We start from the raw sequence: 14717 nt of genomic DNA, 5'->3' as shown, positions 1-14717 counted from the left end.
GCTTCAACCCCGGGGATTAGGTGCCGCATCCTGCGGAAATTCATCATGAATTCGCTGCAGATAGCGACCGGATGCCACGTTGTCGCCAAGCCGCGCCTCGATTTGAGAGGCAAGTTGTAACACGGAACGTGTGGCCGGTGCAGCCGCCAGACGCCGTTGCGCAAAGGCGCGGGCCTCGAAATAGCGCCCTTGGGCGTACTCGCTGCGGGCCATCGACTCCAGTGCGTAGGCATTGACGGGATCTATCTCAAGCGCCCGGCGCAGGTCCGGCGTGGCCCGTTCGGACTGGCCCGCCTCAAGGGCGCAGCCGCCGGCATTGGCCAGCGCGGACGCCGGGGTGGTGTACCCGGGCGCCTGCAGCGCCCGGTCGAACCAGACCAGCGACTCGGCCGGCCGGCCATGAGCACATAGCCAAGCGCCATAATTATTGAGGACATCCCCCCGATCCGGGGCCAGCTCGGCGGCCTTGGCATACAGCGGGCCGGCACCGGCCTCGTTGCCACGCTGCGTGGCAATGGCCGCCAGCATCATGTATGCCTCAGGACGTCGCGCGTCGATCTTCGTGGCCGCGCGGACCCGCTTCTCGGCGGCGTCCAGTGCGCCGGCGCGCATCGACTCGCCGGCCAGGACCATCTGGTCCTGGTAGTTCACGCGCTTGCGGATCTCGGGGTTGTCACGCGCCTCGTAGGTCGGCGCGACCTCGAGCGGACCTGACGGTGGTTTGACACCTTGTTTGCCACAGCCGGCCAATGCCAGCGCGAAGAAGACAACGGCTGGCAATCGGCGATCAGGCAGCGGCATTCCGGTCTTTCCCGTCCTGCAGCGTTTTATTGAACTCGGCCTGGCGGCGTGTGCGATCCATGACCTGGCCCTTGAGCTGGCCACAGGCGGCATCGATATCGTCGCCGCGGGTACGCCGCACCATCGTCAGCACCTTGGCATCGAGCAGGATCTTCTGGAAGGCGCGGATCTCCGTTTCGCCGGAGCGCTCATAGCGCGTGCCGGGGAACGGGTTGAACGGAATCAGGTTGACCTTGCCCGAGTTCGAGGCCTGCACGGCATTGTCAAACTGGCGCATCAGCCGCGCCAGCTGGCGGGCGTGCTCGGGCTGGTCGTTGATGCCCTTCATCAGGGTGTATTCGAAGGTGACCGATTCGCGGCGCTTGTTGGCGCGCAGGTAGCGTGCGCACGAGGCCATCAGCTCGACGATCGGGTACTTCTTGTTGAGCGGGACCAGGGTCTCGCGTAGTGCATCGTTGGGCGCATGCAGCGACACCGCCAACGACACGTCGCTCTCGGTGGAGAGGCGGTCGATCTGCGGCACCAGGCCGGAGGTGGACAGCGTCACGCGCTTGTTGGCCAGGCCGTAGCCCAGATCGTCGCGCATCACGCTCATGGCGCGCACGACGTTGTCGAAATTCATCAACGGCTCGCCCATGCCCATCATCACCACGTTGGTGAGACGACGCTGCTTGTGCGGGATGTTGCCCAGATGGCGCGCCGCGACCCACACCTGGCCGATGATCTCGGCGGTGGAGAGGTTGCGGTTGAAGCCCTGGGTGGCGGTCGAACAGAACGTGCAGTTCAGCGCGCAGCCGACCTGCGAGGACACGCACAGCGTGCCGCGGTTCTTGTCCGGGATGTAGACCGCCTCGATGGCGTTCTTGCCATCGGTCCCCATCGCCAGCAGCCACTTGTGGGTGCCGTCGGCGGAGGGTTTGTCGAACACGATGTTCGGGACCAGCACCTCGGCATGCTGCTTGAGCTTGGCGCGCAGCGCCTTGCCGAGGTCGGTCATGTCATCGAAATCGGTGACGTAGTGATGGTGGATCCACTTCATCACCTGATGGGCACGGTAGCGCGCTTCGCCGAGTGTCTCGGCGAAGAAGCGCTCCAGACCCTCGCGATCGAGGTCGAGCAGGTTCTGCTTGGCCACAACCGGGCTCGACACGAGCACGGATGGGATGGCGGTTGGCTGTACGACCTCGTTCACGGCATCACTCTCAGCGCGAGACGACTTCAGTCGCGGCGAAGAAGTAGGCGATTTCGATCGCGGCATTCTCAACCGAGTCCGAGCCGTGGGCGGCATTGGCATCGATGGATTCAGCGAAGTCGGCGCGGATGGTGCCTGCGGCGGCTTCCTTCGGGTTGGTGGCGCCCAGCAGGTCGCGGTGGGCCAGCACGGCGTTCTCGCCTTCCAGGGCCTGGATCATCACCGGGCCGGAGATCATGAACTCGACCAGCGCGTTGAAGAAGGGACGCTCGCGGTGCACGGCGTAGAAGCCTTCGGCTTCGCGACGCGACAGCTGCTTGTACTTGGCGGCGACGACCTTCAGGCCGGCCTTTTCGAAGCGGGCGTAGATTTCACCGATGACGTTCTTGGCGACGGCGTCCGGCTTGATGATGGAAAGGGTGCGCTCCAGCGCCATGGGAATACTCCGTTGGGCGGGCCACTTGATCGGCCCGAGGTTAACATGAAAAAAACCCGCGTCAAAACGCGGGCTTAGCCTGATATACGTGCGCCAATTCTAACGTGTAACCCCGCCGTACGGTAGTGCCGGCCGCTGGCCGGCAACGCCCTGTGTGCCGCGGGTGATCGGCCTGTTCAGGCAATGGCGTGGTGGCCGGCCAGCGGCCGGCACTACCGGGACGGCGGATGAACGGACGCCCATTTCTGCTGCGCCGCACAATGCGATGGCGCAGCCGCAGGTCTAATATCAAACAATCGTTTGATTGAACTGCCCTGCCCCATGGCCAAACCTGCCCACTTCTCCACCAAGGACCGCATCCTCGGCGCTGCCGAGGAACTGTTCGCCCTGCACGGGTTCGCGGGCACCTCACTGCGCCAGGTCACCAGCCAGGCCGATGTGAACATCGCCGCGGTCAATTACCACTTCGGCTCCAAGGAGAACCTGGTCAACGAGGTCTTCCGCCGCCGGATGGATGAAATGACCTCGGCCCGCCTCGCCCAGCTGGAGGCCGCCCGCCGTGAGCATCCCGGTGAACTGCGCCCGGTGCTCGCCGCCTTCGTCGAACCGGCCCTGGCGATGGCCCAGGACCGCCAGACTGGCGGCGCGTTCGTGCGGGTCATCGCCCGCGCCTACGCCGAAAAGAACGACAACCTGCGCAAGTTCCTTTCCGACCATTACGGCCACGTCCTGCGCGACTTCGGCAAGGCGATCTCCGCCTGCGTGCCGGGGCTGAGCAAGGAAGAGCTGTACTGGCGCCTGGATTTCCTCGCCGGCTCGCTGACCTATGCCATGGCCGACTTCGGCCTGATCAAGCGACCCGCCGGTGTCACCGAAGCGGCGCATCGTGCCCATGCCGCCCAGGAACTGATTCATTTCGCCGAAGCCGGATTCCGCGCCAGCGCGGCCTCGAGCGCTCCGACGACCTCCCTTTCCACCCCGTAGAGCCGGGCGCTGACCGGCTTCCAGACAACAAAGGCTTATCGACATGTCCAATTCCCTGCTAGTCCGCCGTGCCGCCGTGCTGGGTGCCGGCGTCATGGGTGCCCAGATCGCCGCCCACCTGACCAACGCCGGCGTCGACACGGTGCTGTTCGACCTGCCCGCCAAGGAAGGTCCGGCCGATGGCATCGTGCTCAAAGCCATCGCCAACCTGGGCAAGCTCAGCCCTGCCCCGCTCGCCAGCAAGTCCTACGCCGAGGCGATCACGCCGGCCAACTATGAGACCGGCCTGGAGCAGTTGAAGGACTGCGACCTGATCATCGAAGCCATCGCCGAACGGATGGACTGGAAGCAGGACCTGTACAAGAAGATCGCCCCGTTCGTGGCCGATCACGCCGTGCTGGCCTCCAACACTTCGGGCCTGGGCATCAACAAGCTCGCCGACGTGCTGCCGGAGCAGCTGCGCCACCGCTTCTGCGGCGTGCACTTCTTCAATCCGCCGCGCTACATGCACCTGGCCGAGCTGATCCCGGCCACCACCACCGATGCCGCCGTGCTGGAAGGCCTGGAAGCGTTCCTGGTCACCACGCTGGGCAAGGGCGTGGTGTACGCCAAGGACACCCCGAACTTCATCGGCAACCGCATCGGCGTGTTCTCGATCCTGTCCACCATCCACCACACGCAGGCCTTCGGCCTGGGCTTCGATGAAGTCGACGGCCTGACCGGCCCGCTGGTCGGCCGCCCGAAGTCGGCGACCTACCGCACCTCCGACGTGGTCGGCCTGGACACCATGGCGCACGTCATCAAGACGATGGGCGACACCCTGCCCAACGATCCGTGGCATGAATTCTTCACCTCGCCGACGTGGCTGGACGCGCTGATTTCCAAGGGCGCGCTGGGCCAGAAGACCGGTGCCGGCATCTTCCGCAAGGTCGGCAAGGACATCATGGTGCTGGACCTGGAGAAGCAGGATTACCGCCCTGCCGACCGCGCCGCCGCGCCGGAAGTGGTCGAGATCCTCAAGATCAAGAACCCGGCCGAGAAGTTCGCCAAGCTGCGCGAGAGCCAGCACCCGCAGGCGCAGTTCCTGTGGGCGACCTTCCGCGATCTGTTCCATTACAGCGCCTACCACCTGGCCGACATCGCCGAGACCGCGCGCGACGTGGATCTGGCCATCCGCTGGGGGTATGGCTGGTCGCTGGGCCCGTTCGAAACCTGGCAGGCTGCCGGCTGGAAGCAGGTCGCCCAGTGGATCGCCGATGACATCGTCGCCGGCAAGAGCATGAGCAATGCCCCGCTGCCGGACTGGGTGTTTGATGGCCGCGACGGCGTGCACGCCGCCGAAGGCAGCTACAGCCCCTCGCGCAACGCCAAGCTGCCGCGTTCGGCCCTGCCGGTGTACCAGCGCCAGCGCTTCCCGGATCCGCTGCTGGGCGAGACCTTCAGCCCGGGCGAAACGGTGTTCGAGAACGACGGCGTGCGCATGTGGCACGACGGCGACGGCATCGCGGTGGTCAGCTTCAAGACCAAAATGAACACCGTGTCCGACCACGTGCTCAACGGCCTGCAGGAAGCGATCAAGCGCGCCGAGCAGGACTACAAGGGCCTGGTGATCTGGCAGCAGAAGGAGCCCTTCTCCGCCGGTGCCGATCTGGCCGGTGCGCTCGGCCTGCTGCAGGCCGGCAAGGTCGACCAGTTCGAAGAGATGGTGCACAACTTCCAGCGCACCAGCCAGGCGATCAAGTATTCGCTGGTACCGGTGGTGACCGCCGTGCGCGGCCTGGCCCTGGGGGGCGGCTGTGAGTTCCAGATGCACAGCGCCAAGAGCGTGGCCGCGCTGGAAAGCTACATCGGCCTGGTCGAAGCCGGCGTCGGTCTGCTGCCGGCCGGCGGTGGCCTGAAGGAACTGGCCGTGCGCGCCTCGCAGGCCGCAGGTCCGGGCGGTGACGTGTTCGCCGAGCTCAAGAAGACCTTCGAAACCGTCGCGATGGCCAAGGTCTCCAACTCCGCGGTCAACGCCAAGGAACTGGGCCTGATGCGCGCGACCGACAAGGTCGTGTTCAACAGCTTCGAGACGCTGCACATCGCCAAGGCCGAAGTGCTGGCGCTGGCCGAAGGCGGCTACCGTCCGCCGATGCCGGCCCGCCGCATCCAGGTCGCCGGTGACGTCGGCATCGCCACGTTCAAGATGATGCTGGTCAACATGCTGGAAGGCCGCTTCATCAGCCCGTACGACTACGAGATCGCCGTGCGCATCGCCACCGTGCTGTGCGGCGGCGAAGTGGATCGCGGCACGCTGGTGGACGAAGAGTGGCTGCTGACGCTGGAGCGCAAGCACTTCGTCGAACTGGCCCAGCAGGAAAAGACCCAGGCCCGCATCGCGCACATGCTCAAGACCGGCAAGCCGCTGCGTAACTGACCCTTTTAAAGAGATCACTGCAATGACCAAGCAAATCCAGGACGCCTACATCGTCGCCGCCACCCGCACCCCGGTGGGCAAGGCGCCCAAGGGCGTGTTCCGCAATACCCGTCCCGACGACATGCTGGCCCATGTGCTCCGCTCCGTGGTCGCACAGGCGCCGGGCATCGACCTCAACCGCATCGATGATGCGATCATCGGCTGCGCGATGCCGGAAGCCGAGCAGGGCATGAACGTGGCGCGCATCGGCGTGCTGCTGGCCGGCCTGCCGGACACCATCGCCGCGCAGACCGTCAATCGCTTCTGCTCCTCCGGCCTGCAGGCCGTGGCCATGGCCGCCGACCAGATCCGTCTGGGCAATTCGGACCTGATGCTGGCCGGTGGTACCGAGTCGATGTCGATGGTGCCGATGATGGGCAACAAGATCGCGATGGCGCCGAGCGTGTTCGACAACGACCACGTCGCCATTGCCTACGGCATGGGCATCACCGCCGAGAAGGTCGCCGAAGAATGGAAGGTCTCGCGCGAGGAGCAGGACGCCTTCGCCCTCGCCTCGCACCAGAAGGCCATCGCCGCGATCCAGAACGGCGAGTTCAAGGACGAGATCAGCCCGTACGACGTGCGCACCCGCCAGCCGGACCTGGCCGACGGCCGCCGCATCATCACCCGCGACAAGATCGTGGATACCGACGAAGGCCCGCGCCTGGATTCGTCCGCTGAAGGCCTGGCCAAGCTGCGCCCGGTGTTCCGCAACGGCCAGTTCGGTGGCACGGTCACGGCGGGCAACTCCTCGCAGATGAGCGATGGTGCCGGTGCGGTGCTGCTGGCCTCCGAGCAGGCGATCAAGGATTACGGTCTGACCCCGCTGGCCCGCTTCGTCAGCTTCTCGGTCGCCGGTGTGCGCCCGGAAGTGATGGGCATCGGCCCGATCGCTGCGATCCCGAAGGCACTCAAGCAGGCTGGCCTGACCCAGGACCAGCTGGACTGGATCGAGCTCAACGAAGCCTTTGCCGCACAGTCGCTCGCGGTCATCCGCGACTGCGGCCTGGACCCGTCCAAGGTCAACCCGCTGGGTGGCGCGATCGCCCTGGGCCACCCGCTGGGTGCGACCGGCGCGATCCGCACCGCGACCCTGCTGCACGGCCTGCGCCGTCGTCAGCAGAAGTACGGCATGGTGACCATGTGCATCGGCACCGGCATGGGCGCGGCGGGTATCTTCGAATCGCTGTAAGGCATTGATCGGTGCCGGCCCACGGGTCGGCACCGGTGCAGCGGTTGGCTCCAATGCAACCGATGGCACCAATGCAACGGGTAGGCACCGACCGTTGGTCGGTGCACCGTCGGAAACGAAAAGGGCAGCCTCGCGGCTGCCCTTTTCTGTTCTGTCGAGAGCCGGCCAGCGGCCGGCACTACCACCGCTGCATCGCGCGGCGGCAGCCCGTCCTCAGCCTTCGGCCAGCATCTTCTGCAGGACTTCGCGCGCCGGGCCGGCCAGCTTCTCGTTGTCGAGCGCGAAGCGGATGGTGGCTTCGACCAGACCCAGATGGGTACCGCAGTCGAAACGACGTCCTTCGAAGCGGAACGCGTCCACGCGTTCGCTCTTGAGCAGCTCGGCGATCGCATCGGTCAGCTGGATCTCACCGCCTGCACCGGTCCCGGTCGCTTCGAGCAGTTCGAAGATCTTCGGGCTCAGCACATAGCGACCGACCACCGCCAGATCGCTCGGGGCGTCTTCCGGCTTGGGCTTTTCGACGATCGCGTTGATCTTGCCCTGGCGGCCGTCGAAAGCCTCGGTGGCCACGATGCCGTAGCTGCCGGTCTTGTCGTGCGGCACATCTTCGACCGCGATGATGCTCGCGCCGGTGGCTTCGTTGGCGTCGGCCATCTGCTTCAAGGCGCCGTTGCCACGGTTCCAGATCAGATCGTCCGGCAGCAGCACGGCGAACGGCTCGTCACCGACAATGGCTTTGGCACAGAGCACCGCATGGCCCAAGCCCAGTGCTTCGGCCTGCGTCACGAACACCGCACGAACGCCATTGGGCAGGACGTGGCGAACCAGTTCAAGCTGTTCCGTCTTGCCGGCGCGCTCAAGCTTCTGCTCCAGCTCGTAGGCCTTGTCGAAGTAATCGGCAACGGCATGCTTGTAGCGGTTGGTGATGAAGATCAGGGTGTCGCAGCCCGCTTCGATCGCCTCATCAACGGCGTACTGGATCAGCGGCCGATCAATGATCGGCAGCATTTCCTTCGGAACGGTCTTGGTGGCCGGAAGGAATCGCGTGCCCAACCCTGCGACAGGAAATACCGCCTTGCGAATACGCTTGCTCATCAGAACCTGTTGGCCTCACGCGCCGGAAAGGCGAGAACTTTAGCAGAGCTGACGTGATCGTCCTGTTGCAGCGGAGAGAACTCCGGCATGGTCGAGAACAGGATGCTGTTGATCGCATCAGTGTCGTAGGTGGCGATCGCCTCACGCAGTTTCGGCACGTTGGCCAGCACCTGCTCGCGGGCGAAGGTACGCACGCCGGCTTCCAGAATCTTGGGATGCGCGGTCGGGCGGTAGTCCTCGTCCGAATAGAACAGCGTCTCGTGCAGCTTCTCGCCCGGGCGCAGGCCCGTATAGACGATCGCGATGTCCTTGTACGGCTGCTTGCCAGCCAGGCGGATCATCTGCTCGGCCAGCACGCGGATCGGCACCGGCTCGCCCATGTCCAGGGTATAGATCGCACCGTGCGAAGCCGAGGCGGCCGCCTGCAGGATCAACTGGCAGGCCTCGGGGATCGTCATGAAGTAACGGGTCACTTCCGGGTCGGTCACGGTGACCGGGCCTCCCTTGAGAATCTGCTCGCGGAACACCGGCACCACGCTGCCAGCCGAGGCCAGCACGTTGCCGAAGCGCACGGTCACGAAACGGGTGTGGCTGGTCTTCTGGTCCAGGCTCTGGCAGATCATCTCCGCGTAGCGCTTGCTGGCGCCCAGCGCATTGACCGGATCGACCGCCTTGTCGGTGGAGATGAAGACGAAGTGCTCGATCTTCGCCTCGACACAGGCGCGGGCGACGGTCTCGGTGGAGAGGATGTTGTTGCGCACCGCTTCGCGCAGCTGACGCTCCAGCACCGGCACCTGTTTGTAGGCGGCGGCATGGAAGACCGAGTCCACGCGCGACAGCGACAGCGCATGACGGATCACCGCGGGATCGCCGCAGTCGCCGAGCACGGCTTCCACTTCCAGGTCCGGAAAGCTGCGCTGCAGTTCGGCCTCGATGGTCAGCAGCAGCAGTTCGCTCATTTCGACCAGCACGATGCGCCCTGCCCCATGACGGGCACACTGGCGGCACAGTTCCGAACCGATCGAACCGCCGGCGCCAGTGACGAGCACGGTACGCCCGCCCAGCCAACCGCGGATCAGCGCCCAGTCCGGCAGGATCGGCTTGCGACCGAGCAGATCTTCGATCGCCACCTCTTTGAGCTCGCCCGGGAGCGAATGGCCGAGCAGGATGTCGTTGAGTTTGGGCACCATGCGGAACGGCACGCCGGTGCTTTCGCAGATGGCCACCACCCGCTGCATGCCGACGGCATCCAGCGACGGGATGGCAATCACCAGCAGCTTGGCGGCGGTCTCACGGACCACGGCGGGCGCATCTTCCAGCGTGCCGAGAATCGGCAGTCCCTGCAGCTTGGCGCCCTGCAGGTGCGGGGCGTCGTCGAGCAGGCCCACCGGCTCGAAATCACCGGAACGGCGAAGATCGCGGACCAGGGCTTCGGCCGCCTGGCCGGCGCCGAGGATCAGCACGCGGCGGGCGGTGACGTCCGATTGCAGTGCCTGGTAGTCCTTCCACGCGCGGTACAGCAGGCGCGGCGCGCCCAGCAGCGCCGACAGCGCGAACGGGTAGATGACCAGCACCGACATCGGCACGCCTTCGAAGCGCTTGTACGCCAAGGCCACCACGATGGCGAGCAGGCCGATGAAGCTGGCTTTGAAGATGTTGAGCAGATCGGCAACGCTGGCAAAGCGCCAGAGACCGCGATACAGGCCGACCCGCCAGAACACCACGGCCTGGATGACCAGGACCAGCGAGGTATCGATGTTCCAGAGCGGCAATGCCGGCGCATCGGCCAGCATCGAGTAGCGTCCGGCGTGCAGGAGCTGCCAGCATGCCCAGACCATGAACAGGTCGTGGGCGACGATGGCCGCTCGCGGCATCAAGCCGGTGATTCGGTCCTGCCAAGGCGTCATAAACAGCGTAATCCTTCTAGTTGCGCATTCCCTTGCGCAGGAGCAGCCAAAGGCCGGTCGCGAAGATCAACCACGCGACGGCCACGGCAGCCTCCCACCTCGGCTGCAAATTCGTGCATGCATTAAACACTGCCGCACTGAATATTCCAAAAACAAGATACACCCCGGTGACGAAAGTGTGGCTTGCACCACCTTTCACCGCGCGCTGATAGAGATGCTGCGTGTGGGGTTCCATCCAGCGCTGTCCGGACAGGATGCGCGAAAGCAATGTGAAGCCTGCGTCCACAAGAAAGGCCGAAAGCGGCACCAGCAGCAGCAACCAGTGGATATCGGTGCGCACGCTGACCAGACACACCAGGGCCGCGATGGCATAGCCCAGCGCCCCACTCCCCACGTCACCCATGAAGATGCGTGCCTGCGGGTAGTTGAACGGCAGGAAGCCCAGACAGGCCAGCCCGAGCACCACGCCGGCCAGTCCATAGGGCGGCGGCAGCACCATGGCGAACGCAATGCCGGCCAGGATCGCCTGGGTGGTGGCAATCCCGTTGATCCCATCCATGAAGTTCCAGATGTTGATCAACGAGGTTGCGAACAGCAGTGCCAGCAGCGCCTGCCAGGCGTTGCCCGTGGCATGCCAGACCAAGCCCGCCAGCAACGCGGATGCCACGACATGGACCAGCAGACGGCGAACCGCTGGCAGCGGCCGATGGTCGTCCCACCAACCGATGCCCGCGACCAGCACCAGCCCCAGCGCGAACACCGCCAGGGTGATCCCCGCCTTGGGCCAGAGGACCGCGGCCACCACGCACGCCAGCAGCAGGGTCAGCACGATCGCGATGCCGCCGCCGCGTGGCGTCGCCACCCCGTGGCTGCGGCGCTCGCCGGGCTCATCCAGCAGATTGCGCCGCAGCGCATAGGCGCGTGCGCCCCAGGTGAGGCCTGCCGATACCGCCAGCACCGCCAGCAGCCCCGCCATCCAGGCGACCATCATGGTTCAGAGCACCGCGTAGTTGAGCAGCGGCTTGACGGTGCCCCATTCCTTGCAGCTCGGGCACTGCCAGTGGTGCGTGCGCGCGCCGAAGCCACAGCGGGTGCAGCGGTAAGCCGGGTTGCGGACCAGCAACTGGTCGGTGATGTGCTTGAGGTCGTGCAGGGTCGCGGTGGAATCCGCGCCTTCGGCCAGGGTCAGGTCGATCAGGGCCGATTCGCCACGCACCGACGGGCGGTCCTTGAGTTGACGGCCGAGATAAGCGCGCGCCGGGGCGACGCCCTCCTGCTCTTCCATCAACTGGGTCAAGGCCAGCACCGGGGCGATGCCGCGATAGTGCTCGGTCATCTCCGACAGGAACGCACGCGCGCCACCGAGGTCACCAACCTTGCGGTAGTTCTGCATCAGCGACTGCAGCACTTCGGGCAGGTACTCGGGATCGTTGCGCGCGGCGCGCTCGTAGGCACGCACGGCCGCTTCGGCATTGCCGGCGTCGTTCTCCAGGCGCCCCTCGATGATGCCGGCACGCACCGACATCGCATCAGCCTGGTAGGCACGCGCGATCGCGGCGCGCGCTTCGTCGATCTTGCCGGCACCGCGGTAACGCTCGGCCAGCTCGCACTCGAACTGCCCGATCAGCTTGCCCATCGGCTCGCCGGTGACTTCTTCGAAGCGGCTGGCGTTGTCGATCGCCTTTTCCCAATCGCGCTCGGCCTGGTAGATGCCGATCAGGTGCTTGAGCGCCTGCGGGGCGCGCTGATCGATCTGCGCCAACTCGGTGAACACGGTTTCGGCGCGATCGAGCAGGCCGGACTTCATGTAGTCCTCGCCCAGCGCCAGCAGTGCCTGGACGCGCTGCTGATCGGTGAGATCGGCGCGGTTGACCAGGCCTTGGTGCAGGCGGATCGCGCGGTCGACCTCACCACGGCGGCGGAACAGGTGGCCCAGCGCGACCTGGGTCTCGAAGGTTTCCTTGTCCAGCTCGGCGATATGCAGGAACAGCTCGATCGCCTTGTCCGGCTGCTCGTTGAGCAGATAGTTCAGGCCACGGAAATACGTGCTGGACAGATGACTGACCTGGTTGTCGCCATGGCGTTGACCGCCGCGGCGCCCGATCACCCAACCAGACAGCGCGGCCAGGGGCAGGCACAGGAAGAACCAGAACCACTCAGAGACAAATTCCATCGGCGCTCAGCGTCCGTCGAATGTAGAAGAAGAAGGGGGTGCCACGACCACGGCAGGCGCGGCTTTCTGCGCGCGGCGCAGTTTGGCGTACAGCGGGATCACCATGCTGGCAAGCACGAGGCCACCGCCGATGAGCGCACCGGACAACAAGGCGATGATGATCGCCACGCCGGTGGTGGAATTGATCTGGGTGAAGCCCAGGCTGATGATGATCGGCTGCGAGTTGAGGGCGCCGATGATCAGACCCACGACCAGAACCGCCAGCAGGATCAGCAGACGTACGATGTTCATGCAGCAGCTCCAGTTCCGTAGGGCTCAAGAGTAGCGGACTAACACTCCGCTCTACCAGCCGACTCCATGGAAATCACGCATCCGCCCCTTGGCGGATGGACACTCAGGCAGGATCGCTTTCCAGCGGCACCACGGCGCTGACGCGCTCACGCAGTTCCTTGCCCGGCTTGAAGTGCGGGACATGCTTGCCCGGCAACGCGACCGATTCCCCGGTCTTGGGATTGCGCCCCAGCCGTGCAGGCCGGTAGTGCAACGAAAAACTGCCGAACCCGCGGATCTCGATGCGATCCCCGCCGGCCAGCGCCCCACCCATCATTTCCAGCAACGACTTCACGGCCAGATCGACATCGTCCGACTTCAAATGCGCCTGTCGGCGCGCCAGGATTTCGATCAGCTCGGATTTGGTCATTGCGGGCTCTTGGGGAGGAACTCAGACCCTGAAACGGCCCGGACTGATGTCCGGGCCGTCCAGGAAACTACGACAGCGACAGACCGATTACTCGGACTTGTTGCCGTTCAGCTGTGCACGCAGCAGCGCGCCGAGCTGGGTGGTGCCGCTCGAAGCCGAAGAGGACTGGTATTCCTCCAGCACTTCGCGCATTTCCGCGTCGTCCTTGGCCTTGATCGACAGCTGCAGGGTACGACCCTTGCGATCCATGCCCACGAACTTGGCTTCAACCTTGTCGCCGACCTTCAGGAACTGGGTCGCGTCGTCCACGCGCTCATTCGCAACATCGCGAGCGGCCACGTAGCCTTCGATGCCGTCAGCCAGTTCGATGGTAGCGCCCTTGGCGTCCACTTCCTTGACCACGCCTTCGACCTTGGAACCCTTCGGGTTGGCAGCCATGTACTGACCGAACGGATCCTGCTCCAGCTGCTTGACGCCCAGGCTGATGCGCTCGCGCTCCGGATCGACGGCCAGGACGACGGCGTCCAGGTTGTCGCCCTTCTTGTAGTTGCGGACCACGTCTTCGCCGGTGGTGTTCCAGCTGATGTCGGACAGGTGCACCAGGCCATCGATACCGCCGTCCAGGCCGATGAAGATGCCGAAGTCGGTGATCGACTTGATCTGGCCCGACACCTTGTCGCCCTTCTTGTGGATGGCAGCGAAGGTTTCCCACGGATTGGCGGCAACCTGCTTCATGCCCAGCGAGATGCGGCGACGCTCCTCGTCGACGTCCAGGACCATGACTTCAACTTCGTCACCGACCTGCACAACCTTGGACGGGTTGACGTTCTTGTTGGTCCAATCCATTTCGGACACGTGCACCAGACCTTCGACGCCCGGCTCGATCTCGACGAATGCGCCGTAATCGGTGACGTTGGAGACCTTGCCGAAGACGCGGCTGTTGGCCGGGTAACGACGGGCGATGTTGTCCCACGGATCCTCGCCCAGCTGCTTCAGACCCAGCGAAACGCGGTTGCGCTCGCGGTCGAACTTCAGCACGCGCACGTCCAGCTCGTCGCCGACGTTCACGACTTCGGACGGATGGCGCACGCGCTTCCAGGCCATGTCGGTGATGTGCAGCAGGCCGTCGATACCGCCCAGGTCCACGAATGCGCCGTAATCGGTCAGGTTCTTGACGACACCCTTCAGGATCGCGCCTTCCTGCAGCTTGTCCATCAGCTGCTCGCGCTCTTCCGAATGCTCGCTTTCGACGACTGCACGACGGGACACAACGACGTTGTTACGCTTGCGGTCCAGCTTGATGAGCTTGAATTCCAGCTCCTTGCCTTCCAGGTAGGCCGGGTCGCGCACGGGGCGCACATCCACCAGCGAACCGGGCAGGAACGCGCGGACATCCTTGATGTCCACGGTGAAACCACCCTTGACCTTGCCGCTGATGCGGCCGGTGATGGTTTCGTTCTTTTCCAACGCTTCTTCCAGCTCGTCCCACACCATCGCGCGCTTGGCTTTCTCACGCGACAGAACGGTTTCACCGAAGCCGTTCTCGATGGAATCGAGGGCAACCTTGACGACGTCGCCTTCAGCGACATCGATCTCGCCAGCGTCGTTACGGAACTGTTCGATCGGCACGATGCCTTCGGACTTCAGGCCGGCGTTGATCACCACGACATCGCCGCGGACTTCAACAACGACACCGCTGACGATCGAGCCCGGCTTCAGCTTGGCCAGATTGGCCTGACTGGCTTCGAACAGCTCTGCAAATGATTCGGTCATTAGATTTAC

At 64.8% G+C, this 14717-nt stretch carries 13 protein-coding genes; 3 read left to right on the top strand and 10 right to left on the bottom strand.

Annotated features, from left to right (window positions below; all coding sequences use genetic code 11):
• Positions 1-3 precede the first annotated feature (3 nt).
• The 3 genes from pilW to ndk are packed head-to-tail and all read right to left on the bottom strand — an operon-like array spanning position 4 to position 2429.
• Positions 4-801, bottom strand: coding sequence for a type IV pilus biogenesis/stability protein PilW (gene pilW / locus ACWV8V_RS04225; protein WP_123729061.1), 798 nt, complete (start codon positions 799-801; stop codon positions 4-6).
• On the bottom strand, positions 788-1993 hold the full coding sequence (rlmN, locus tag ACWV8V_RS04220; protein ID WP_259261075.1) for a 23S rRNA (adenine(2503)-C(2))-methyltransferase RlmN: 1206 nt from the start codon (positions 1991-1993) through the stop codon (positions 788-790). The genes pilW and rlmN overlap by 14 nt, the downstream gene beginning before the upstream one ends.
• A gap of 10 nt (positions 1994-2003) precedes the next feature.
• On the bottom strand, positions 2004-2429 hold the full coding sequence (gene ndk, locus ACWV8V_RS04215; RefSeq protein WP_008265389.1) for a nucleoside-diphosphate kinase: 426 nt from the start codon (positions 2427-2429) through the stop codon (positions 2004-2006).
• A gap of 321 nt (positions 2430-2750) precedes the next feature.
• On the opposite strand from ndk, the gene ACWV8V_RS04210 reads away from it, so the two are divergent.
• Genes ACWV8V_RS04210 through ACWV8V_RS04200 form a run of 3 tightly spaced genes read left to right on the top strand, consistent with a single transcriptional unit; the run spans position 2751 to position 7060 of the window.
• Complete coding sequence (locus tag ACWV8V_RS04210) at positions 2751-3413, top strand: TetR/AcrR family transcriptional regulator (RefSeq protein WP_259261076.1); 663 nt, start codon at positions 2751-2753, stop codon at positions 3411-3413.
• A gap of 43 nt (positions 3414-3456) precedes the next feature.
• Positions 3457-5829 carry a 3-hydroxyacyl-CoA dehydrogenase/enoyl-CoA hydratase family protein gene (locus tag ACWV8V_RS04205; protein WP_455899007.1) on the top strand — a complete coding sequence of 791 codons (2373 nt, stop codon included), beginning with the start codon at positions 3457-3459 and terminating at the stop codon, positions 5827-5829.
• A 22-nt stretch (positions 5830-5851) separates the two neighbouring features.
• On the top strand, positions 5852-7060 hold the full coding sequence (locus ACWV8V_RS04200) for an acetyl-CoA C-acyltransferase (protein ID WP_121042146.1): 1209 nt from the start codon (positions 5852-5854) through the stop codon (positions 7058-7060).
• A 213-nt stretch (positions 7061-7273) separates the two neighbouring features.
• On the opposite strand, the gene galU is transcribed toward ACWV8V_RS04200, so the two are convergent.
• The 7 genes from galU to rpsA form a co-directional block, all read right to left on the bottom strand.
• Positions 7274-8155: a UTP--glucose-1-phosphate uridylyltransferase GalU gene (galU, locus tag ACWV8V_RS04195; protein WP_259261078.1), complete on the bottom strand. Its 882-nt coding sequence runs from the start codon at positions 8153-8155 to the stop codon at positions 7274-7276.
• Entirely contained in the window at positions 8155-10062 is a 1908-nt protein-coding gene (locus tag ACWV8V_RS04190; RefSeq protein ID WP_184997066.1) for a polysaccharide biosynthesis protein, read from the bottom strand. Before ACWV8V_RS04190 ends, galU begins: the two co-directional genes overlap by 1 nt.
• Before the next feature lie 16 nt (positions 10063-10078).
• Entirely contained in the window at positions 10079-11053 is a 975-nt protein-coding gene (locus ACWV8V_RS04185) for an MraY family glycosyltransferase (RefSeq protein ID WP_455899006.1), read from the bottom strand.
• A 3-nt stretch (positions 11054-11056) separates the two neighbouring features.
• On the bottom strand, positions 11057-12235 hold the full coding sequence (lapB, locus tag ACWV8V_RS04180) for a lipopolysaccharide assembly protein LapB (RefSeq protein ID WP_259261080.1): 1179 nt from the start codon (positions 12233-12235) through the stop codon (positions 11057-11059).
• 6 nt (positions 12236-12241) lie between these two features.
• The gene (locus ACWV8V_RS04175) at positions 12242-12526 is read right to left on the bottom strand and encodes a LapA family protein (protein WP_123729054.1); all 285 of its coding nucleotides are present in this window, start codon (positions 12524-12526) and stop codon (positions 12242-12244) included.
• A gap of 103 nt (positions 12527-12629) precedes the next feature.
• A complete protein-coding gene (locus tag ACWV8V_RS04170; RefSeq protein WP_019183098.1) occupies positions 12630-12935 on the bottom strand; it encodes an integration host factor subunit beta in 306 nt (101 codons plus the stop codon).
• 87 nt (positions 12936-13022) lie between these two features.
• On the bottom strand, positions 13023-14708 hold the full coding sequence (gene rpsA, locus ACWV8V_RS04165) for a 30S ribosomal protein S1 (protein ID WP_121042136.1): 1686 nt from the start codon (positions 14706-14708) through the stop codon (positions 13023-13025).
• Between the last annotated feature and the right edge of the window lie 9 nt (positions 14709-14717).

The organism is Stenotrophomonas sp. Ker107b (genome assembly GCF_053847245.1).
The sequence above is the reverse complement of the archived record's forward strand: the minus strand, read 5'-3'. Positions and strand labels throughout refer to the sequence as shown.

Excerpts from the sequence above, each read along its gene's own strand:
- ACWV8V_RS04200 (WP_121042146.1), top strand. The coding sequence starts at position 5,852 with ATGACCAAGCAAATCCAGGACGCCTACATCGTCGCCGCCACCCGCACC.
- ACWV8V_RS04190 (WP_184997066.1), bottom strand. The coding sequence starts at position 10,062 with ATGACGCCTTGGCAGGACCGAATCACCGGCTTGATGCCGCGAGCGGCC.
- ACWV8V_RS04185 (WP_455899006.1), bottom strand. The coding sequence starts at position 11,053 with ATGATGGTCGCCTGGATGGCGGGGCTGCTGGCGGTGCTGGCGGTATCG.
- galU (WP_259261078.1), bottom strand. The coding sequence starts at position 8,155 with ATGAGCAAGCGTATTCGCAAGGCGGTATTTCCTGTCGCAGGGTTGGGC.
- ndk (WP_008265389.1), bottom strand. The coding sequence starts at position 2,429 with ATGGCGCTGGAGCGCACCCTTTCCATCATCAAGCCGGACGCCGTCGCC.
- lapB (WP_259261080.1), bottom strand. The coding sequence starts at position 12,235 with ATGGAATTTGTCTCTGAGTGGTTCTGGTTCTTCCTGTGCCTGCCCCTG.
- pilW (WP_123729061.1), bottom strand. The coding sequence starts at position 801 with ATGCCGCTGCCTGATCGCCGATTGCCAGCCGTTGTCTTCTTCGCGCTG.
- ACWV8V_RS04205 (WP_455899007.1), top strand. The coding sequence starts at position 3,457 with ATGTCCAATTCCCTGCTAGTCCGCCGTGCCGCCGTGCTGGGTGCCGGC.
- ACWV8V_RS04210 (WP_259261076.1), top strand. The coding sequence starts at position 2,751 with ATGGCCAAACCTGCCCACTTCTCCACCAAGGACCGCATCCTCGGCGCT.
- ACWV8V_RS04175 (WP_123729054.1), bottom strand. The coding sequence starts at position 12,526 with ATGAACATCGTACGTCTGCTGATCCTGCTGGCGGTTCTGGTCGTGGGT.
- rpsA (WP_121042136.1), bottom strand. The coding sequence starts at position 14,708 with ATGACCGAATCATTTGCAGAGCTGTTCGAAGCCAGTCAGGCCAATCTG.
- ACWV8V_RS04170 (WP_019183098.1), bottom strand. The coding sequence starts at position 12,935 with ATGACCAAATCCGAGCTGATCGAAATCCTGGCGCGCCGACAGGCGCAT.